The sequence below is a fragment of the Aeromonas sp. R7-2 genome (genome assembly GCF_040908105.1).
GTDB lineage: Bacteria > Pseudomonadota > Gammaproteobacteria > Enterobacterales > Aeromonadaceae > Aeromonas > Aeromonas caviae.
Window position 1 is genome coordinate 12408 of sequence record NZ_JBFODC010000026.1, and the last position, 19032, is coordinate 31439.

Here is a 19032-nt window from a genome sequence, read left to right on the forward strand (position 1 = left end):
CTCCTCCTTCGGGGGAGCGAGTCTCATTTATTGCAGTACCTACAGAGTCACACTATGCAGCAAACACAACAACAAGAGGCGTTCTCGGCCGAGGAGCTGATCGCCCAGGACGTCGGCGCCAGGCTGCCCGTCGGCCCCATGAGCTGGATCATCGCGGGTCTTGCGCTGATCTGGTCCCTGTTCCAGCTCTGGATTGCCTCGCCGCTGCCCTTCTCCCTCGGCATCGGCGTCCTCAACGACACTGAAACACGCTCGATTCACCTGGCCTTCGCCATCCTGCTCGCCTACCTGGTGTTCCCCGCCATGCGCAGCTCACCGCGAGACAGGGTTCCCCTTGCCGACATCGCCCTCGGCCTCGTCGGTGCCGCCGTCGCCAGCTATCTGTTCGTGATGTACCAGGAGCTTGCCCAGCGTCCCGGCAACCTGACCACCATGGACTTCGCGGTGGCCTGCGTCGGTATCCCGCTTCTGCTGGAAGCGGCCCGCCGCGCCCTGGGCCCGGCCCTAGCGGTCATCGCCATCGTCTTCCTGGCCTACAGCCTGGCCGGTCCCTGGATGCCTTCCCTGCTGGCCCACCGCGGGGTGAGCCTGCATGCGCTGGCCAACCACCAGTGGATCACCACCGAAGGGGTGTTCGGCATCGCCCTTGGGGTCTCCACCAGCTTCGTCTTCCTGTTCGTGCTGTTTGGCGCCCTGCTCGAGCGCGCCGGTGCGGGCCACTACTTCATCCAGCTCGCCTTCAGCCTGCTGGGTCACCTGCGCGGCGGCCCGGCCAAGGCGGCCGTGGTCGCCTCGGCCCTGACCGGCGTCATCTCCGGCTCCTCCATCGCCAACGTGGTGACCACGGGCACCTTCACCATCCCCATGATGAAACGGGTCGGTTTCTCCAAGGAGAAGGCCGGCGCGGTGGAAGTGGCCTCTTCGGTCAACGGCCAGATCATGCCGCCAGTCATGGGGGCTGCGGCCTTCCTGATGGTGGAGTACGTGGGCATTCCCTATGTGGAGATCATCAAGCACGCCTTCCTGCCGGCGGCCATCTCCTACATCGCCCTGCTCTACATCGTGCACCTAGAAGCGCTCAAGCTCGGGATGCAGCCCATCGGCAACCGTCAGCCGCGCCCCTGGCTGCGTCGCCTGACCGGCTTCGCCTTCGGTGCCGCCCTCATCAGCGGCCTCTCCATGGCGGTCTACTACGGTCTGGGCTGGCTCAAGCCGGTACTGGGTGACTATGCCCTGCCGGGGATCAGCGTGCTGCTGGCCGTCGCCTATCTCGGACTGCTGAAGATCGCCGCCAGCAACGCGCCGCTGCCAGCGGAAGACCCGGACAAGCCGCTGGACGAGCTGCCCGAGACCCGCGCCGTGCTGCTCTCGGGCCTGCACTTCCTGCTGCCCGTGGTGGTGCTGGTGTGGTGTCTGATGGTGGAGCGCCTCTCCCCCGGCCTGTCGGCCTTCTGGGGTTCGGTGATGCTGATCATCATCCTGCTGACCCAGCGACCGCTGCTGAACTGGCTGCGCACCGACGGCAAGCATGACTACGGCTCCTTCACCGATGGCGTGGTGGACCTGCGCGAGGGGCTGATTGCCGGTGCCCGCAACATGATCGGCATCGGCATTGCCACCGCCACTGCCGGCATCATCGTCGGGGCCGTCTCCCAGACCGGCGTCGGCCTGGTACTGGCGGATCTGGTGGAGTTCCTCTCCATGGGCAACCTGCTGCTCATGCTGATCCTCACCGCGCTGCTGAGCCTCATCCTCGGCATGGGGCTGCCGACCACTGCCAACTACATCGTGGTATCGAGCCTGCTGGCGCCGGTGATCGTCACCCTGGGTCAGCAGAACGGCCTCATCGTGCCGCTCATCGCGGTGCACCTGTTCGTCTTCTACTTCGGCATCATGGCGGACGTGACCCCGCCGGTGGGGCTGGCCTCGTTCGCCGCGGCCGCCGTCTCCAAGGGCGATCCCATCAAGACCGGGATCACGGCGTTCTACTACAGCCTGCGTACCGCGGCGCTGCCGTTCCTGTTCATCTTCAACACCGATCTGCTGCTCATCAACGTGGACTTCGCCCACGGCGTACTGATCTTCATCGTGGCCACCATCGCCATGCTGATCTTCGCTGCCGCCACCCAGGGCTTCTTCCTGGTGAAGAGCCGTTGGTACGAGAGCGTGCTGCTGCTGCTGGTGGCTTTCACCCTGTTCCGTCCTGGCTTCTGGATGGATCTGCTGCACGACCCGTATCGCGACACCGCCCCGGCCGAGCTGGTCCAGACCATGGGGCAGGTGGAGGCCGAAAGCACCCTGCGCCTGCGCATGGAAGGGGAAGATGCGGTGGGCAAGTTGCGCCGCTTCACCGTGCTGCTGCCGGTGCCTTCGGGCGTCAGTGGTGAGGATCGTCTGGCCAAGCTGGGGATCCAGACCTATGAGCAGGACGGCAAGATCCTGATCGACACCGTCACGTTCGGCAGCCAGGCCGCCGATCTGGGGCTGGAGATGGATCAGCAGATCCTGAGCGTCAAGGCGCCCACCGAGCGCTGGCCCAAGGAGCTGATGTGGCTGCCGGGCTTCCTGCTGTTCGGGGCCGTGGTCTGGCTGCAACGCCGCCGGGTCGCTCGACCCTGATCATCACCCAATAAAAAACGGCGCCTTCGGGCGCCGTTTTTTATGCTGGGCTGTGATGCCGGCCGCTTCGGGCCATCAGTCCAGGGCATCAGTTGGACTGGGTCTGCTTCTGTTTTTGCAGTTGGTCGAGGGTCTGCTGCTCCTGCGGGCTGAGGCCAAGCTGCTCGCAGGCCTGTTCAAAGCTGATGCCAAGATGGCACATCATGATATCGATAGCGGGCAGGTAGTTGGTCATAGCGTCTTCCATGGTGATCCTCCAGAACTGTCTCTTATGCCCGAGGGCGGGGATGGGGGCAATTAGACTTTAGGTGTAGGGTGCCATCTGCTTCAGCCTCTGCCACTGGCCGGGGGAATTTGCTACTCTTGCGGGCACTAAAGAGGTTGCCGCCCCAGGGTGAGCAGCCGGTGAGGAGCAGGGCATGTTATTGAGTTTCTTGATCATCGCATCGGGCTGGTGGCACATCCGCGCGGCTTACGGCTCAGACTCCCGTCAGTTTTACATCAGCAAACCCCTGACCATGCTGTTCATCATCGCCCTGGCGTTTGGCTACCAGAGCGACGATCACAACGGCTCCCACGCCTGGATCCTGCTCGGTCTCTGCCTGTCGCTGGCGGGGGACGTGCTGCTGATGCTGCCACGGGATCGCTTCATCCAGGGGCTGGCGGCATTTTTTGTCGCTCACCTCTGCTACATCGTCGGCTTCGCCCAGGGGCCCCTGGTGCTCAAGCTGGTGGACGGCCTGCTGCTGTTGCTGGTGGCCGGCATGGTGTTCGGGCTCCTGTGGGGCCAGCTCGGCGAGATGAGGATCCCCGTCTTCTGCTACATGCTGGTGATCATCGCCATGGCCTGGGTGGCCGCCGGTGCCTGGCATGCCTCTCTCACTGCCGGCAGCGCCGCCGCCCTGGTGGGGGCGCTGATGTTCCTCTTCTCCGACAGCATGCTGGCGCTGGACAGATTCCGCCGCCCCTTCCCCCATGCCACGGCCTGGATCATGAGCAGCTACTTCGCGGCACAGTTCCTGATCGCCGCCTCCCTGGCGGGCTGACCGGCGGGCAGCCATGAAAAACGGGCCTTCTGGCCCGTTTTGCTATGTGATCCCCACCTTTCACGCCTCGACCGGTTCTGCGTCAGGGGCCCTCGGGGCCGGCTGCTTGAGCAGCAGCATCAGGGCGCTGGCGATCAGCAGGAAGATACCCATCACGTAGAACACCTGGTTGTAGGCCATGATGGCCGCCTCGCGGCTGATGGTGTTCGACAGCATGGCCCGGGCCTGCAACTGGGCCTGCTCCGGCCCGGCTCCCTGGGCCATCATGTTCTGGGCCAGCTGCATCAGATAGGCCTGCCCCTCGATGCTGGTGGCGGCCAGGGTGCTGCCGATCTGGCTGACATGAGTCCGGGTGTCGTTGTCGATCAGGGTGGCGATGATGGCGATGCCAAAGGCGCCCCCCAGGTTGCGCAGCATGTTGAGCAGGGTCGAGGAAGAGGGGATCTCGTCCGGCGTCAGGCTGGCGGTCGCCACCAGGGAGAGGGGCACCATGATGAAGGGCTGCCCCAGGGCCCGCACGATGAGGGACTGGATCAGCTGGGGCCCGGCGTAGTCGGCATTCATGTTCACGTTCATGAAGCAGCTGATGGCGAAGACCAGAAAGCCGAAGCTCACCAGATAGCGCGGATCTATCTTGTGGGTCAGCTTGGGCACCAGGGGGAGCACCAGCAACTGGGGCAACCCCATCCACATCAGCACTTCACCGATTTCCAGGGCGTTGTAGTTGTGGATCTGGGTCATGTAGAGGGGCAGCACATAGATGGAGCCCATCAACCCCATGCCGAGCACCAGGTAGGCGAAGCAGGCCAGGGCGAAGCGCGGGTTGTGCAGCAGCCGCAGGTTGACCAGGGGGTGGCGGCGCAGCAACTGGCTGATGACGAAGAACACCAGGGCCACCACCGAGATGACGGTGAGCCGCACGATGAAGCTCGAGCCGAACCAGTCCTCCCGGTTGCCCTCTTCCAGCACCACCTCCAGGAGTCCGAGCCCCACCGCCATGGTGAGGATACCGATGAGATCCACCCGCTTGATCACTTCCCAGTCCACCGGCTTCCTGTCCAGCCCGTGGGCCAGCATGGCCATGACCAGCAGACCGGGCGGCACGTTCAGATAGAAGATGTAGTGCCAGGACATCTGCTCCGTCAGCCAGCCCCCCAGGGTCGGGCCGATGGCGGGGGCGAAGGTGGCGCACAGGCCGAACAGCGCCATGCCGGTGGCTCGCTTGTGCAGCGGCAGCAGGCTGACAATGAGGGAGAAGGCCATGGGGATCAGGGCCCCGCCGGTAAAGCCCTGCAGCGCCCGAAAGACGATCATGCTGGTGAGGTTCCAGCTGAACGAGCAGAGCACGGAGGCGACGATGAAGGCGCCCGTGGTCCACAGCAGGTAGCGCCGCACGCTCAGTCCCCGGCTCAGCCAGCCGCTCAGCGGAATGGCGATCATCTCCGCCACCAGATAGGAGGTGGAGATCCAGGAGCTCTCGCTCAGGGTGGCCGAGAGCGCCCCCTGAATGTCTTTCAGGGAGGCGTTGGTGATCTGGATGTCGAGGATGGCCATGAAGGCGCCGATGAGGCCCCCCATGACCGCGATCCAGTTGCGGCGTGGTATGGCGTCCATCAGTGGGCGGCCACCACGGGATCAGGGGTGCGGGTGTCGACGATCACCTCGGTGGAGAGGCCGGGCAGCAGCTTGCCCGCCAGGGCGCCCGGATCCGGGATGCGGATCTTGACCGGCACCCGCTGCACGATTTTGGTGAAGTTGCCGGTGGCGTTCTCCGGCGGCAGCAGGGCGAACTTGGCGCCGGTGGCCGGAGAGAGGCTGTCGATGATCCCCTCGACCGGTTGATCCGGATAGGCATCCAGGATCACCTCCACCTTCTGGCCCGGCTGCATGTGCTGCAACTGGGTCTCTTTGAAGTTGGCCTCGACCCACACCTGGCTCAGGGGCACCAGGCTGGCCACCTGCATACCGGACTGGACGTAGAGCCCTTCCCGCAGGCTGCGTTTGCCGATGATGCCATCAGCGGGGGCTCGCAGCTCGGTGTAGCCGAGTTCCAGCCTGGCTTGTTCAAGCTGGGCTTCGCTCAAAGCCAGCCTGGCCTGGTTCTGCTTGGCTTCGGCATCCAGCACCAGCAGCCGCTCGCGGGCGGCCTGCAGGGCGGCTTTGGCCTCCAGTGCCTGGGCCTGGTTGACCTGCAAGCCGGCGCGCACCTCGTCCAGGCTGTCCTGGGAGCTGTAGTGACGCTCATTGAGCTGGCTGACCCGGCGCACCTGCTGCTGGGCCCGGACCTGCTCGGCGTTGGCCGAGCTGACTTTTGCCTCGGCCTGGCGGATGAGGCTCAACTGCTGGATACGGGTGGCGGCGAGGTTATCCGCCGTCGCCTGGTTGAGGTGCAGATCGGCCTCGGCCTCCGCCACCTTGGTTCTGTATTCGCGGTCGTCGAGCCGGGCGATGAGCTGGCCGGCCTTCACCGCCTGGTTGTCGGTCACCAGTACTTCGCTGATGTAGCCGGAGAGCTTGGAACCGATGCCGGTCACCTCGCTTTGCAGGTAGGCGTTGTCGGTGCTCTCGAAGTAGCGGCCATGCAGATACCAGTAACCGGCAAACAGCAGGCCGAGCAGGGCCAGCACCAGGGCGGCCAGCAGGGGGATCTTCTTGTGTTGACTCATGATATTGGTTTTCCTGAACTGTGGCGGGCAGGCTAACATCGTGCAACTGTTTCGATTAGTATCCATTCATGAGATATACAGTTTCACTGGTGAAACAATGGACCTGAATGCTGCCTTAATCCTCGTTCGTATCGTCGACAAGGGCTCCTTTACCGCCGCTGCCCAGGAGCTGGGCATGACCAAAGCGACGGTGAGCCGCCGCATCGCCGAGCTGGAGCAGCGTCTCGGCGCGCGGCTGCTCTATCGCTCCACCCGGCAGCTCACCCTGACGGAAGCCGGTGAACAATATTATCTACGCTGCAGCAAGGCGGTGGAGGAGCTGGCCCAGGCCGAGCTGATGCTCAGTGCCAGCCAGCAGGAGGTGACGGGGACCCTCAAGCTGGCGGTGCCCATCGAGACGGGACAGCTGGTGGTGGGCAGGCTGGTGGCGAACTTCCTGCAAGCCTATCCGGGCATGAAGGTGGAGCTGGAGCTGACCAACCGCATCGTGGATCCCATCAGCGAGGGGCTGGATGCCATCGTGCGGGTCGGCGACATGAGCGACTCCAACCTAGCGGCGCGGCGTCTCTGGAGCACCGAGCGGCTGCTGTGCGCCAGCCCGGACTATCTGGCGCGCCACCCGGTGATCCAGAGGCCCGCCGATCTGGTGCATCACGAACGGATCGCGGTCAGCACGGGGTTCCTCGCCTCACACTGGTGTTTCGAGCTGGATGATCGCGAAGTGCTGGTGGATCCCCCGTCCCGCTTCCAGGTCAACAACATCACCTGTGCCAGGGAGGCGGCGAAGGCGGGGCTGGGGCTGGCTTCCCTGCCTGCCATGCTGTGCCATGATGAGCTGGCGAACGGGACGCTGGTCTCCTTGCTGCCGGAGTGGCAGCAACCCAGGGTACCCATCTACCTGCTGTTTCCCGAGCGGCGCCTGATGCCGCGCAAGCTGAGGGCATTCATCGATTTTCTGGTGGCCAACGGCCCGGCTTACGGTATCGACAAGCTGCTGTAAGGGTTTCGAGGACAACGTATGGAGCGGTGGATGAATCTGTATCGGGCATCTCACTCCCGGAAGATGCTCGCCCTGGAATGATGGTAGTGCTGGTGATGACGGCACTGGCAAGGGTTTCGAGGACAACGTATGGATCAGTGGATTAACTTGTATCGCGCCTCTCACTCCCTGGAGGCGCATGCCCTGAAAGGGGCCTTGGAGGTAGAGGGAGTCAGGGTGCGCCTCAGCGGCGAAGGGCTCTCCGGCGCGCTCGGGGAGCTGCCGGTGGATCTGCTGCAAGTGACCCTGATGGTGAACGAGCGGGATCGTCAGCGGGCGGGCCGGATCATCGAGCGCTACCAGCAGCGCCAGGGCAACGGCTGGCTGTGCGGCCAGTGCGGGGAGGAGAACGGCGCCAACTTCGATATCTGCTGGCGCTGCCATCACGATCCCCAGGATCATTGAACGCCCCTCGCGCCCTCAGCGCAGGGTGAAGTCGATGTCATCCCCCGCATGGGCATCGTGGTAGGTGGCGAGATCCAGCTCCTTCTCGCTGCGGGCGATGAGCACGGAGACCAGGATGTCGCCGGAGACATTGACCGTGGTGCGCGCCATGTCGAGGATCCGGTCTATGCCTGCGATGAGCGCCACCCCTTCCAGCGGCAGTCCCACGGCAGTGAGGGTCAGGGTCAGCAGCATCAGCCCGGTACCGGGTGTGCCCGCCGTGCCGATGCTGGCCAGCGTGACGATGCTGATGATGGTCAGGTAGTCCACCAGATGCAGATCCACCCCGAAGGCCTGGGCCACGAACAGGGCGGTGACCCCCTGATAGAGGGCGGTGCCATCCATGTTGATGGTGGCGCCGATGGGCAGCACCTTGGCGGTGATGGCGGGGGAGACCCCGAGCCTGCGTTCGGCGCAGGCCAGGCTGATGGGCAGGGTGCTGCTGCTTGAACTGCTGGTGAAGGCCACCGCCTGGGCATCGACGATGCTCTTGAAGTAGTGCAACGGGTTGAGGCGCGCCATCAGGAGCAGCAGGCTGCTGTAGACGCCAAGCACGTGGAGCAGGCAGCCGAGGTAGACGGCGCCGATCACCTTGAGCAGCGGCAACAGCAGGCTGACGCCGTACTTGCCGGTCATCCAGGCCATCAGGGCGCAGACGCCATAGGGGGCCAGGGCCATCACCATCTGGGTCAGCTTGAACATTCCCTCTGCCAGGGAGGTAAAGAACAGGATGGCGGGGCGGCCGCGTCGTCCGGTGGCGTTGAGGGCGAGAGCGAGGGCCACGGCGAACACGATCACCTGCAATATCTTGCCATCGCCCATGGCCTGCACCGGGTTGCGCGGCACCAGGTGGCTCAGCACGCTGGCCAGGGTAGGTTGCTGTGCCATGGCGCCCCGTTCATAAGGACCCATGTTGGCGCCCATGCCCGGTTCCAGCAGCCAGCCCATCATCAGGCCGATGCAGATGGCGACGGCGGTGGAGCAGAGATAGAAGCCGATGGCCTTGCCGGCGATGCGGTCGAGCCGCTTGCCCTTGAGCAGGGCGGTGAGGCCTGCCAGGACGGAACAGAAGATGAGGGGCACCATCAGCATCTGGATGGTGTTGACGAACAGGACGCCGATGGGCTTGAGCAGCAGGGCCTGCTCGCTGAAGCAGAGCCCCAGACCTATCCCGGTCAGCATGCCGAGCAGGGTCTTCAACCAGAGCGGGCGACGGGTCCAGATCCGCCAGGGTTTGAAGACCAATCCATGGAACAGCATGACGCCAATGTCCTTATTTCTGTCTGCGGTGGCAAAAAGGGGCGACAGTGTAGCCATCCCCCCGTCAGGTTGCCACATTATCGACAAAGCGGCGCTCACGACCAGCCCGCTGGCGTTAAAAAAGGCGTTTTGTTGGCCTATATCAAGAACCCTCTCCGGGCTTCGGGCTTTAATTGTCATCTGACATGATGATTAAAGAGGTTTGAGATGTCCCAATCGATACACGGTCACGAAGTGATGGAGATGATGCTGGAGCAGAAGAGTCCGTTTACCCGGGCCAGCCTCAGGGCGGCGATCGCCTCGCGCTTCGGTGCCGAGGCCCGGTTCCACACCTGCAGCGCCAGCGAGATGGACGCTGACGCCCTGATCGACTTCCTGGCCAGGCGCGGCAAGTTCATCGACTCGGAGTCAGGGTTCCAGACCCGCGCCGACAAGATCTGCAACCACGGATGATCGCCAGCGGCGGGCGCGGTGGTGCGCTCGCCGAATCCCGCCACCTTTGTTATATTTCGCCCTCCTTCCCCTCTTGTTGAAAGGTTCTGCCCGGGCGCTCTATGGACACATTCTCCGCTGCCGTCATGCTGTTTCTGATCATGGATCCGCTGGGCAACCTGCCGGTCTTCCTCTCCATCCTGCGCCATGTCGACCCCAAGCGTCGACGCAAGGTAATGCTGCGGGAGCTGTTGTTTTCACTGGTGATCATGATGGGCTTCCTGTTCGCCGGTCAGCAGATCCTGAGCTTCCTCAACCTGCGTCAGGAGGCGGTCAGCATCGCGGGGGGCATCATCCTCTTCCTCATCGCCATCAAGATGATCTTCCCGAGCCCCGGTGGCGTGACCGGGCTGGCGGCGGGGGAGGAGCCCTTCCTGGTGCCCATGGCCATCCCCATGATTGCGGGCCCCTCCATCCTGGCTTCCCTGCTGCTTCTGGCCAACCAGGAGCCGACCCGGATGGTGGACTGGTCATTGGCCCTGCTGATGGCCTGGGGGGCCAGCGCCGTGATCCTGATGTTCTACGAGCTGTTCAACAAGCTGCTGGGTGAGCGAGGACTCACCGCGGTGGAGCGGCTGATGGGCATGCTGCTGGTGATGATCTCGGTGCAGATGCTGCTGGACGGGGTGCACCACTATCTGGCGGTGACGGGTCAGAACTGACGGGGCGAATGCTGATGTCAACGTGAAACGGGGCTTCTTGAGCCCCGTTTTTTTTGCGCGTCAGGCGGCAGCGGCCGGGCCGTCCGCCGAGGTTTCCAGCTTGCCCATGATGAGGGCGAGCAGGGTCTCCCGCAGCCAGCGGTGGCCCGGATCCTCCTCGTGGCGCTGATGCCAGATGAGCAGGTGGGAGATGCTGTCCAGGGCGATGGGCAGCGGCAGCGGCACCAGGGGATAGACCTGGGTCGCGTGGCGGGCGTAGAGGCGGGAGAGGGTCACTATCATGTCCGAGTGCATGCCCATGCGCAGGGCCGCCTCGAAGGAGGGCACGGTCGCCTCGATCCGGCGATAGAGATCCTGCTCCGCCAGCTTGTGATCCAGCATCCAGCGATCCCGCCCTTCGCAGTAGGTCTGCACATGGGGGTAGGCGAGGTAACGGGCGAGATCCCACTCGGGCTCCTGCAAGGCAGGGTGATCCCGCTGCACCAGGCAGGTGAGATCGTCGATGGTGAGCAATCGCTGGCAGATGGCGTTGGGCAGGGTGTCGAGGCGAAAATCCGAATTGATGCAGTTCTCCCGCACCGTGAAGGCGATATCCACCTGGCCCTGGCTCATCTCGGTCAGGCTGTGCTCGGTCCACTCCTCGTAGCGCAGGCGGATGCCAGGAGCCTGACGCTTCAGTTCGCTCAGGTAGAGGGGGGCAAACAGGGTGAAGGCGCTGTCCATGCTGGCGATGACGAACTCCCGCTCCGTGCTGGCGGGATCGAAGTCCGGCGGCTGGATCAGGTTGTCCAGGGAGAGCAGTATGGGCTGCAGTTGCTGCTGGAGATCCAGGGCGCGGGGAGTGGGATCCATCCCGTAGGCCGAGCGCACGAACAGGGGATCGTCAAAGGTCTCCCGCAACCGTCCGAGGGCCTTGCTGACGGCGGACTGGCTCAGGTGCAAACGGCGTGCAGCCCGGCTGCCGTTGCGCTCTTCCAGCAAGACTTGCAGGATTATCAACAAATTAAGGTCTATGCGTGCAAGCTGTTCCAGCAACATGATATGAATCCTCTTCAATTCCTAGATGAATATATACCATTTGTTTTCATATCTTGGCGATCCTATGCTCGACGGGTCTCTCGCCCTGGTGGCGGCTGGTACAGGATGTAGCGGTTGAGGGGACAAGTAGCACCGACTCATACGGCGGCCCATGGTCGCCGTATTTTTTTGCGCCTCGTCGCCGTTTTTGCGCGATTTTTTCGCCAACTTGCACCTGCCTTGATTTTGCCCAACAATCGATACGCTTTCTTTTGATACAACCTCCAGGTATCTAACAGTCAGGAGTCTCCCTATGGGACTGGGTGGCATTCATATCTGGCATCTGCTGATCCTGCTCGTGGTCGTCGTCGTGGTGTTTGGCAGCAAACGCCTGGCTGGCGCCGGTGAGGATCTGGGCACTGCCATCAGGGATTTTCGCAACGCCTTGCGCGACGATGACAATATCCGGAATAAGTAGGAGTGAACGTATGTCTGTAGACGAGAAAGTGGAACTGAACGAGACCTGTGACAGTTGCGGCTGTTTCGCCGAAATTGGCACCATCATCGGCGAAGGTGACGACGTCATGGAGCTGGTGATCGAGGCCGCTGCAGAAGCCGACGCCCGCGAGAAATTTGCAGCTTACGAGGCGCTGGCCAAGCAGGTCACTGCCGAAGCCAAAAGCAGCAGCGAGCTGAGCCGGGGCCCGGATGGCGTGATCCTGAAGGCCCGCCTGCAATTCACCTGCACCGCCGAGAAGCTGATCTTCGAGATGCGCGCCCGCTCCCTCTGAGATCGTGATGACACGGCAGGCTTGCCTGCCGTCTTGCTCTGCCCCTCGCTTTTTCCCTCCCTTTGCGTTGTATAGTGAGTTATCCCACGGACGATCCGTTTTCCGTCCGGCATGCGCCGATCGGCAGAAGATCCCGCGACGCCCCATGACTTGGCGCAGGCGCCTTCTCTGACAGACCCGACGGTGCGCACCGGCCCACAGCGAGGTGGTTAAATCATGATGCGGCGATGGATCTGGGCCCTGCTGGCTCTCTGCTCTCTCCCTCTGCTGGCGGCGGATCTCAAGCCGCAGTTGCTGCCCCAGGCCGGTGATCTCGAACACATCCTGCAAAAAAAAGAGCTCAGGGCCCTGGTGGTCTATGAGCGGGGGTTTTTCTTTTTCGACAAGGGAGCCCAGTACGGCATCCTGGTCAATCAGCTTCAGGGATTCGAGCGCTGGTTGAACCAGACCTACCTGGCCAAGGAGAAGCTCAAGCTCAAGATCATTTATATCCCGGTGCGCCAGGACAAGCTGCTGGACTATCTGGCCGAGGGGCGCGGGGATCTGGTGGCCGCCAACCTGACGGTCACTCCCACCCGGCGCGAGCAGGTGACCTTCTCCCAGCCGCTGATCGCCCCCATCGAGGAGTGGGTGGTGAGCCAGCGGGAGCTCCCTGCCTTCAATCGCATCACCCAGCTGTCCGGCCGGCGGATCTGGGTGCGAGCCAGCTCCAGTTATTTCGAGAGCCTGCACCAGCTCAACTGGCTGTTTCGGGAGCTGGGGTTGCCCCCGGTCTACATCGAGACGGTTCCCGAATACCTGCAGGACGGGGACCTGCTGGAGATGGTGTCAGCCGGGATCATTCCGCTGACGGTCACCGACAGCTTCAAGGGGCGGATCTGGCTCGACATGATTGGCGGTCTCAAGGCCCACAGGCTGATACCGCTGCGGGACAAGGGGCGCAGCGCCTGGGCCCTGCGCAACAACAGCCCGGAGCTGCTCAAGGCGGTGAACGCCTACATCTCGGAGTCGAGCAAGCGGACCCTCTACAGTGACATGACATTGCGCCGCCTGCTGGCGCACAGCGACCGCATGAGCAACATACTGGCGCCGGATCCGCTGGGGCGCCTGTCGACCATTCGCAAGGTACTGGAGGCCCAGGCGGACAAGTATCAGCTGGACTGGCTGATGCTGGCCGCGCTGGCTTACAAGGAGTCGGGGCTCAATCCCAATGTCGGCTCTCACCGGGGGGCCGTCGGCATCATGCAGCTGCTGCCGAGCACCGGCAAGGAGGTGGGGATCCGCGGCGCCAGACTCACCAGTCTGGAGGGCAATGTGGAGGCGGCCTGTCGCTACATGCGGCTCATCCTGGACACCTACTTCAATGATCCCGGGATGGACAGGCTCAATCGCCATCTGTTCGCCCTGGCCGCCTACAATGCGGGTCCGAACCGGGTCCAGGCATTGCAGGCCAAGGCGGCCGACAAGGGGCTGGATCCGAATGTCTGGTTCGGCAATGTGGAGCAGCTGGTGGCCAACGACGTGGGCCAGGGGCCCATCAACTACGTTGGCACCATCTACAAATACTACGTGGCCTACCGTTTCAGCCTGCCCCAGCTGGAGGGCAAGTCAGAGGCCATCGAGGCGGTGCAGCCCTGAGCCTGTCAATGCTGGCCGGGGAGGGGATCCTCGTGATGCTGCGCAAGGGGTTCCCAGCCCAGATCCCGGTGCTGCTGGTACCAGGGCATCAACAGCCTGGCCGGGGTGGGATCCGGTTGGCTGGCATGAGGTCTCTGACTGAGGGAGGGGTGGTCGCGCAGTTCCATCATCGGCTCCTTGACACTGGGCTATTGGGGCGGTTGTCTGGGTTATGCCACCACCAGATGACAGGGAGATGACCCTTGATCCCCGCCGAGTTTGCCTTGCTCGCCGATCCCGGCGCCGCCCTGAAAGCCCGATGCCAGTTGATCCGCCAGGCTCGCCACCGGATCCTCGCCCAGTATTACAGCTGGGAAGAGGACGGCAGCGGCAAGCTGCTGCTGGCGGAGCTGGTGCGGGCGGCCCGGCGCGGAGTGGTGGTGCAGCTGCTCATCGACGATCTCTACGGCGGGGAGAACCGCTTTCTGGAGGCGGTGGCGGCGGAACCGGGCATCGAGGTGCGCCTGTTCAACCCCTTCTGGTTGCGGGGCTGGCGTCCTCTGACCCTGCTGCTGGAAGGGGTGCTGAGCTTTCGCCGCATCAACCACCGGATGCACAACAAGCTGCTGCTGGTGGATGGCAGCCAGGCGGTGATCGGCGGGCGCAACATCGGTGATCGTTACTTCGGGCTGGGGATGCCGCCTCACTTCATCGACCTGGATCTGGTCTGCCGCGGCCCCCTCTGTCAGCAGGCCGAGCAGGGGTTCGCGCTGTTCTGGCACAGTCGCTGGAGCCACCCGGTCCGTCGTCTGTTGAGACGCCCCTTGCTGCCAGCCGAAACCCGGGCCCTGAATGACTTCCTGCTGACCCTGACCGACCCCGCCATGGCGGCCGCCTATGATCTGCCGGCCACTCTGTTTGATGAGTGCCCCGTTCCCCTTTGCTGGCATCCCGGGCGAGGGCGGTGCTGGTTCGATCGCCCCGGCAAGGGGCTGGTCGCCCGGCCGACCACGGCGCCCCTGCTGGGACGCATGCTGGCGAGCAATCAGGGGGCCCTGAGGTTGGTGAGCCCTTACCTGATCCTGACACGGGGGCTGCGTCGCCGGCTCAAGGGGCAGCGACGGCAGGGGGTCGACATCGAGATCCTGACCAACTCCCTGGCCAGCACGGACGTGCCCCTGGTCTATGGCGCCTATCGACGTCACCGCCCCTGGCTCGAGCGTCAGGGGGTCAACCTGTTCGAGCTGACGACGGAGGCGTTCAGTCTGCATGCCAAGCTGATCCTGATGGGGAAGGAGGAGGCGCTGCTCGGCAGTTTCAACCTGGATCCCCGCTCCCTGATGCTCAACACCGAGTTGATGCTGCACCTCCATAGCCCGAGGTTGTGCGACGAGTTGCAGCAACTCATCGATGGCTGGTTGCAGCAGGCCGTGCACCCGGTGGCGGTGTCCCCTTCTGCATGGCGGCGCCTGCTGGCGCAATTGAGCGATTGGTTACCTTTGCACCGTTGGTTGTGAGTGGGATCCGCCTTGTGCGAGATCTCGCAAAGCCTTGTGCGCCTTCGAGGATAACGTTTGCCATCCAAAAACGGGACTGGATTGCATCGTATTGTTTTTAATCGATTTATATTGATAGCGCCGTAACAATCCAGGATCCTCGACTGCATAGAGGTGCGTGTAGAACGGTTTTTTATTTTATTTAACTGCGTAGTATCTCGAGTGCAAGGACAAACACGGCGGCTGGTCTGCCGTGTGGGTGACGGCAACAGGGGAAATGGGCCAACCGGATTGCTCCGGCAGGCGAGGCGGATCGGGAGCGGAAACCCGTGATTCCAGACAGACCCCCGTGGTTGCGGGAGCCCAATATGGAACATGCTATTTGCGAGGGGGTGACATGCGAATGTTGCCCCATTTTTTTATGCCGCCGTCCGTTTGCTCAATCAAAAAGACCGCCTGCTGGCGGTCTTTTGCGTGATGTCTCGGCGATCAGGCGAGGCCCGCCAGCAGACGACTCCAGTTGCGCTTGGCAACGAGGAAACCGTCTCGCAATGTGCGGTACTCCAGTTGCAGCCTGAGCCTGTCGTAGCGTGCGAGGGCTGTGCGCTTGCGCTGCTCCAGCAGTGACTTGCGGTTGGCATAGTAGAGCTGGATCTGCAGGCTCAGCTTGTCGTACTCCTCCTGCAGCAGTGCCTGCCAGCGTTCCCTGTCGTCCTGCTGGTGCACTCTGGCCTGGGCGCGCTTGAGTTGCATCTCCAGCCTGGCCTGCTCGATGCGTTCCTCCGGGCAGGATCTCAGGTCTTTGGCGAGCCCGCACCAGGCGGCGGTGCGGATCAGCCACTTGGTGGGATCGAACTGCCACCACTGAATGCCGTTGCGGTAGTCGTTCTCGAACAGGTGATGGAAGTTGTGATAGCCCTCGCCAAAGGTGAAGAAGGCCAGGATGCCGTTGTCCCGGGCGCTGTTGCGATCCGTGAACGGCTGGCTGCCCCAGATGTGGGCCAGGGAGTTGATGAAGAAGGTGGTGTGATGGGTCATCACCATGCGCAGCACCCCGGCCAGCAGCAACATACCGAGCAGATCCCCGTGCAAGAGGCCGAGCAGCAGCGGAATGCCGATGTTGGTGACCAGAGCCAGGGCCAGATAGTGCCTGTGCTGGAATGCGACCACGGGGTTGTTTTGCAGGTCGCGCACATTGCTGTAGTCGTGGTAGGTATCGCGCTGGTATTCCCGCAGCATCCAGCCGATGTGGGAGTACCAGAAGCCGCGACCCGCACTGTAGGGATCCTTCTGGTTGTCATCCACGTGGCGGTGGTGGCGGCGATGATCCGAGGACCAGTGCAGCGCCGAGTTCTGCAGGGCGAGCGCGCCTCCGATGGCGAAGATCCATTGCAGGGCCGGGTGTGCCTTGTAGGCCTTGTGGGACCAGAGCCTGTGGTAGCCGGCGGTGATGGAGATGCCGCAATAGCAGAACAGCAGCAGGAAGCAGAGCCACTGCCATAGGTCGTAGCCCTGGCTCAGTCCATACCAGGGGACCGCTATCAGTGCCGTGAGCCCGGAGAGGGCGAACAGCAGGGTGTTGGTCATGATGATCGGGGGGCGGTCCATTTCACTCGGCTCCTTTCAGCGAACAGCTGTTCACTATTCTCCATTGAGCCGGAATGCGGGTCAATGGTAAAAAAGTCGGAGACAAACCTGATCCCGGCCCCGCCTTCGGGTTATCATCTGGCCTCGCTAATCTCAAGGTGACTGTTTTCGTGGGTATTCGCGCGCAACAAAAAGAAAAAACCCGGCGTACGCTGATCGAGGCGGCGTTCAGTCAACTCTGCGCCAACCGCAGTTTCTCCAACCTCAGCCTGCGGGAAGTGGCCAGAGAGGCGGGCATAGCGCCGACCTCCTTCTATCGCCACTTTAGGGACATGGAAGAGCTGGGGCTGACGCTGGTGGACGAGGGAGGGCTGACCCTGCGCCAACTGATGCGCCAGGCGCGCCAGCGCATTGCCGGTGGTGGCAGCGTCATCAGCACCTCGGTGCAGACCTTCATGGAATTCGTCGAAAACAACCCGAACATCTTCCGGCTACTGCTGCGCGAGCGCTCCGGCACCTCGGCTGCATTCCGTCAGGCGGTGGCTCGGGAGATCCAGCACTTCATCGCCGAGCTGACCGATTATCTGGAAGCCACCACGCAGGCGCCACGGGAAGAGGCCTATATCCAGGCGGAGGCCATGGTGACCATCGTCTTCAGCGCCGGTGCAGACGCCCTCGACATGACCCCGGAAGAGTGCAAGGCACTGTCGGAGCGGACCATCAGCCAGCTGCGGATGATCGCCATGGGCGCCGAGGTGCAGAACCGCAAGCGCCACGAATCTCTCACATAACGCAAGGATGGACAGCCTCATGCATGAACCGAACGCGATTCCGAAGAAGCCCCTGGTGCTGGCCCTGCTGATCGGTATCTGTGGCGATGCCTTCCTGTCGGCCTTGATGGAGTCGGTCGTCCCCTTCTCCTTCTACCCCCTCATCGCCCTGTTGCTGGCGGCCAGCCAGCTCTATCAGCACTATCGCCATGAGCCCATGGTGGGCAACACACCCAGCTGCATCCTGCTCTGCTTCTTTATCGGCGTGTTCGGCCATTCTGCCCTGGTCAAGGTGCAGTACCCCGAGCTTGGCAGCAACTTCTTCTCCCTCATTGCCATGCTGCTGCTGCTCGCCGCCCTCTCCATCAAGCTGGGAATCAGCCTCGGAAAAACGCAGAAGGAGTGACGAATCACTCCTTCTGGTCGGGCCGGGGGTGGCCTAGTCGGCCCTGGGGGGGGTCTCTCCCTTCTTCCTAGCGTCTATGATGGCCTGCAGCTTGGTGCGGATATCCATCATGCCGAACACCCCGAAGATCAGCACCTGGGTGAATTCGAGACGAGTGACCGCGAAGTAGGGTTTGCAAGCCGCCTTGATCATGCTGGCCTGTACCCAGTGCATCAATATCACGATGACGCCGCACACAGGCAGAAAGCCGTTCAGTTTGCCCGGCAGGGTGCCCAGCAGGGCGAGTGCCACACCGAACCAGAAGAACAGCAGCACCCCCATCGCCAACAGATTAAACACCCGCTTCATCGTTTACCTCCCGTACATAGAGTTGATAGCAGACCTGATGTGATCGACCTGCTTGTCCTTGAGCCGTTGTCCAAATTGACGGAGAAGGGGACTGTACCCATCTCCCCTTTAAACAGCAGCGTCATGCTTGGTGTCCCGCAGATAGAGCTGATAGCAGACCTGACCAGCTTGCTTGTCCTTGAGTAGTTTCCAGTTGGCGGGCAGAGCCAGATCGGCCATCTCTTTTTCCCGCTCCAGATAGATGAGGGCATCGGATGCCAGCCAGCCGCGCTGCTCGAGCAGCTCGCACACTTGGGGCAGCAGCTCGCGACGAAACGGTGGGTCCAGAAAGACCAGATCGAAGGGGGTGGCCGTGCCTTGCAGCCAGCTCACGGCATCAGCCTGGATCACCTGCCCCTGGCTGCTGCCCAGGGTCGTCAGGTTCTTCTTGAGCTGGTCGGCGGCGCCTCTGTCCATCTCGATCAGGGTGACCTGTTGGGCATAGCGGGACAAGGCTTCCAGCCCCAGCCCGCCGCTGCCGGCGAACAGATCTAGGCAGCGGGTACCGCGCACGTGGGGAGCCAGCCAGTTGAAGATGGTCTCCTTGACGCGATCCGTGGTGGGTCTGAGCCCTTCCACATCCCTGACGGGGAGTTTGCGCCCCTTCCATTGACCGCTGATGATTCGTACCACGCCCGCTCGCCCCTGGGGGGCCGGGCTCTTGCTCGGGCTGTTACGGCTGGATTTCACTCTGGGCATCGCGTTTCGTCGTCAGAAAATAAAGTGATAGTAT

21 protein-coding genes are annotated in these 19032 nt (G+C 62.8%); 12 read left to right on the forward strand and 9 right to left on the reverse strand.

Translation table 11 applies throughout. The features are described from left to right. Nucleotides 1–54 precede the first annotated feature (54 nt). A complete protein-coding gene (locus AB5Y47_RS10775) occupies nucleotides 55–2619 on the forward strand; it encodes a TRAP transporter permease (RefSeq protein ID WP_113978373.1) in 2565 nt (854 codons plus the stop codon). A gap of 88 nt (nucleotides 2620–2707) precedes the next feature. On the opposite strand, the gene AB5Y47_RS10780 is transcribed toward AB5Y47_RS10775, so the two are convergent. Then, entirely contained in the window at nucleotides 2708–2866 is a 159-nt protein-coding gene (locus AB5Y47_RS10780) for a hypothetical protein (protein ID WP_005332188.1), read from the reverse strand. A gap of 172 nt (nucleotides 2867–3038) precedes the next feature. Between AB5Y47_RS10780 and AB5Y47_RS10785 the strand changes: the two genes are divergently transcribed. Next, nucleotides 3039–3665: a lysoplasmalogenase gene (locus AB5Y47_RS10785; protein ID WP_010672583.1), complete on the forward strand. Its 627-nt coding sequence runs from the start codon at nucleotides 3039–3041 to the stop codon at nucleotides 3663–3665. A 60-nt stretch (nucleotides 3666–3725) separates the two neighbouring features. Here the strand turns inward: AB5Y47_RS10785 and AB5Y47_RS10790 are convergent, their stop codons facing one another. Together AB5Y47_RS10790 and AB5Y47_RS10795 are read right to left on the reverse strand one after the other, a co-directional pair. Then, the gene (locus tag AB5Y47_RS10790) at nucleotides 3726–5279 is read right to left on the reverse strand and encodes a DHA2 family efflux MFS transporter permease subunit (RefSeq protein ID WP_368220226.1); all 1554 of its coding nucleotides are present in this window, start codon (nucleotides 5277–5279) and stop codon (nucleotides 3726–3728) included. Then, nucleotides 5279–6331 carry an HlyD family secretion protein gene (locus AB5Y47_RS10795; protein WP_039040403.1) on the reverse strand — a complete coding sequence of 351 codons (1053 nt, stop codon included), beginning with the start codon at nucleotides 6329–6331 and terminating at the stop codon, nucleotides 5279–5281. The genes AB5Y47_RS10790 and AB5Y47_RS10795 overlap by 1 nt, the downstream gene beginning before the upstream one ends. Before the next feature lie 97 nt (nucleotides 6332–6428). Between AB5Y47_RS10795 and AB5Y47_RS10800 the strand changes: the two genes are divergently transcribed. Together AB5Y47_RS10800 and AB5Y47_RS10805 are read left to right on the forward strand one after the other, a co-directional pair. Continuing rightward, nucleotides 6429–7331, forward strand: a complete 903-nt coding sequence (locus AB5Y47_RS10800) for a LysR family transcriptional regulator (RefSeq protein ID WP_010672586.1) — start codon at nucleotides 6429–6431, stop codon at nucleotides 7329–7331. Between the two features lie 129 nt (nucleotides 7332–7460). Further along, complete coding sequence (locus tag AB5Y47_RS10805; protein ID WP_010672587.1) at nucleotides 7461–7775, forward strand: DUF2007 domain-containing protein; 315 nt, start codon at nucleotides 7461–7463, stop codon at nucleotides 7773–7775. A 15-nt stretch (nucleotides 7776–7790) separates the two neighbouring features. On the opposite strand, the gene AB5Y47_RS10810 is transcribed toward AB5Y47_RS10805, so the two are convergent. Then, the gene (locus AB5Y47_RS10810; RefSeq protein WP_041214291.1) at nucleotides 7791–9074 is read right to left on the reverse strand and encodes a dicarboxylate/amino acid:cation symporter; all 1284 of its coding nucleotides are present in this window, start codon (nucleotides 9072–9074) and stop codon (nucleotides 7791–7793) included. A gap of 207 nt (nucleotides 9075–9281) precedes the next feature. On the opposite strand from AB5Y47_RS10810, the gene AB5Y47_RS10815 reads away from it, so the two are divergent. Beyond that, nucleotides 9282–9527, forward strand: a complete 246-nt coding sequence (locus AB5Y47_RS10815) for a YecH family metal-binding protein (RefSeq protein ID WP_010672589.1) — start codon at nucleotides 9282–9284, stop codon at nucleotides 9525–9527. A 101-nt stretch (nucleotides 9528–9628) separates the two neighbouring features. After that, on the forward strand, nucleotides 9629–10228 hold the full coding sequence (locus tag AB5Y47_RS10820) for a YhgN family NAAT transporter (protein ID WP_010672590.1): 600 nt from the start codon (nucleotides 9629–9631) through the stop codon (nucleotides 10226–10228). A 60-nt stretch (nucleotides 10229–10288) separates the two neighbouring features. Here AB5Y47_RS10820 and AB5Y47_RS10825 read toward each other — a convergent pair whose 3' ends face one another. After that, on the reverse strand, nucleotides 10289–11266 hold the full coding sequence (locus AB5Y47_RS10825; RefSeq protein WP_010672591.1) for a LysR substrate-binding domain-containing protein: 978 nt from the start codon (nucleotides 11264–11266) through the stop codon (nucleotides 10289–10291). A 292-nt stretch (nucleotides 11267–11558) separates the two neighbouring features. On the opposite strand from AB5Y47_RS10825, the gene tatA reads away from it, so the two are divergent. From tatA to AB5Y47_RS10840, 3 genes are all read left to right on the forward strand, one after another. Beyond that, nucleotides 11559–11723: a twin-arginine translocase TatA/TatE family subunit gene (tatA, locus tag AB5Y47_RS10830; protein ID WP_010672592.1), complete on the forward strand. Its 165-nt coding sequence runs from the start codon at nucleotides 11559–11561 to the stop codon at nucleotides 11721–11723. A gap of 10 nt (nucleotides 11724–11733) precedes the next feature. After that, nucleotides 11734–12036 carry a YfcZ/YiiS family protein gene (locus AB5Y47_RS10835; RefSeq protein ID WP_010672593.1) on the forward strand — a complete coding sequence of 101 codons (303 nt, stop codon included), beginning with the start codon at nucleotides 11734–11736 and terminating at the stop codon, nucleotides 12034–12036. Between the two features lie 216 nt (nucleotides 12037–12252). Beyond that, nucleotides 12253–13674, forward strand: a complete 1422-nt coding sequence (locus tag AB5Y47_RS10840; RefSeq protein WP_368220227.1) for a transporter substrate-binding domain-containing protein — start codon at nucleotides 12253–12255, stop codon at nucleotides 13672–13674. A gap of 5 nt (nucleotides 13675–13679) precedes the next feature. On the opposite strand, the gene AB5Y47_RS10845 is transcribed toward AB5Y47_RS10840, so the two are convergent. Further along, nucleotides 13680–13841 carry a hypothetical protein gene (locus AB5Y47_RS10845; RefSeq protein WP_010672595.1) on the reverse strand — a complete coding sequence of 54 codons (162 nt, stop codon included), beginning with the start codon at nucleotides 13839–13841 and terminating at the stop codon, nucleotides 13680–13682. A gap of 75 nt (nucleotides 13842–13916) precedes the next feature. Here AB5Y47_RS10845 and AB5Y47_RS10850 point away from each other — a divergent pair, with 75 nt between their 5' ends. After that, complete coding sequence (locus AB5Y47_RS10850) at nucleotides 13917–15170, forward strand: phosphatidylserine/phosphatidylglycerophosphate/cardiolipin synthase family protein (protein ID WP_368220228.1); 1254 nt, start codon at nucleotides 13917–13919, stop codon at nucleotides 15168–15170. Between the two features lie 468 nt (nucleotides 15171–15638). Here AB5Y47_RS10850 and AB5Y47_RS10855 read toward each other — a convergent pair whose 3' ends face one another. Further along, nucleotides 15639–16757, reverse strand: coding sequence for a fatty acid desaturase (locus AB5Y47_RS10855; protein WP_161646815.1), 1119 nt, complete (start codon nucleotides 16755–16757; stop codon nucleotides 15639–15641). 149 nt (nucleotides 16758–16906) lie between these two features. On the opposite strand from AB5Y47_RS10855, the gene fabR reads away from it, so the two are divergent. Next, on the forward strand, nucleotides 16907–17527 hold the full coding sequence (gene fabR, locus AB5Y47_RS10860; protein ID WP_010672598.1) for an HTH-type transcriptional repressor FabR: 621 nt from the start codon (nucleotides 16907–16909) through the stop codon (nucleotides 17525–17527). A gap of 19 nt (nucleotides 17528–17546) precedes the next feature. Next, complete coding sequence (locus AB5Y47_RS10865) at nucleotides 17547–17912, forward strand: YijD family membrane protein (RefSeq protein WP_041212194.1); 366 nt, start codon at nucleotides 17547–17549, stop codon at nucleotides 17910–17912. A gap of 33 nt (nucleotides 17913–17945) precedes the next feature. On the opposite strand, the gene AB5Y47_RS10870 is transcribed toward AB5Y47_RS10865, so the two are convergent. Together AB5Y47_RS10870 and rsmD are read right to left on the reverse strand one after the other, a co-directional pair. Then, nucleotides 17946–18260 carry a DUF1145 domain-containing protein gene (locus tag AB5Y47_RS10870; protein WP_010672600.1) on the reverse strand — a complete coding sequence of 105 codons (315 nt, stop codon included), beginning with the start codon at nucleotides 18258–18260 and terminating at the stop codon, nucleotides 17946–17948. 108 nt (nucleotides 18261–18368) lie between these two features. Continuing rightward, complete coding sequence (gene rsmD, locus AB5Y47_RS10875; protein WP_045522974.1) at nucleotides 18369–18998, reverse strand: 16S rRNA (guanine(966)-N(2))-methyltransferase RsmD; 630 nt, start codon at nucleotides 18996–18998, stop codon at nucleotides 18369–18371. Between the last annotated feature and the right edge of the window lie 34 nt (nucleotides 18999–19032).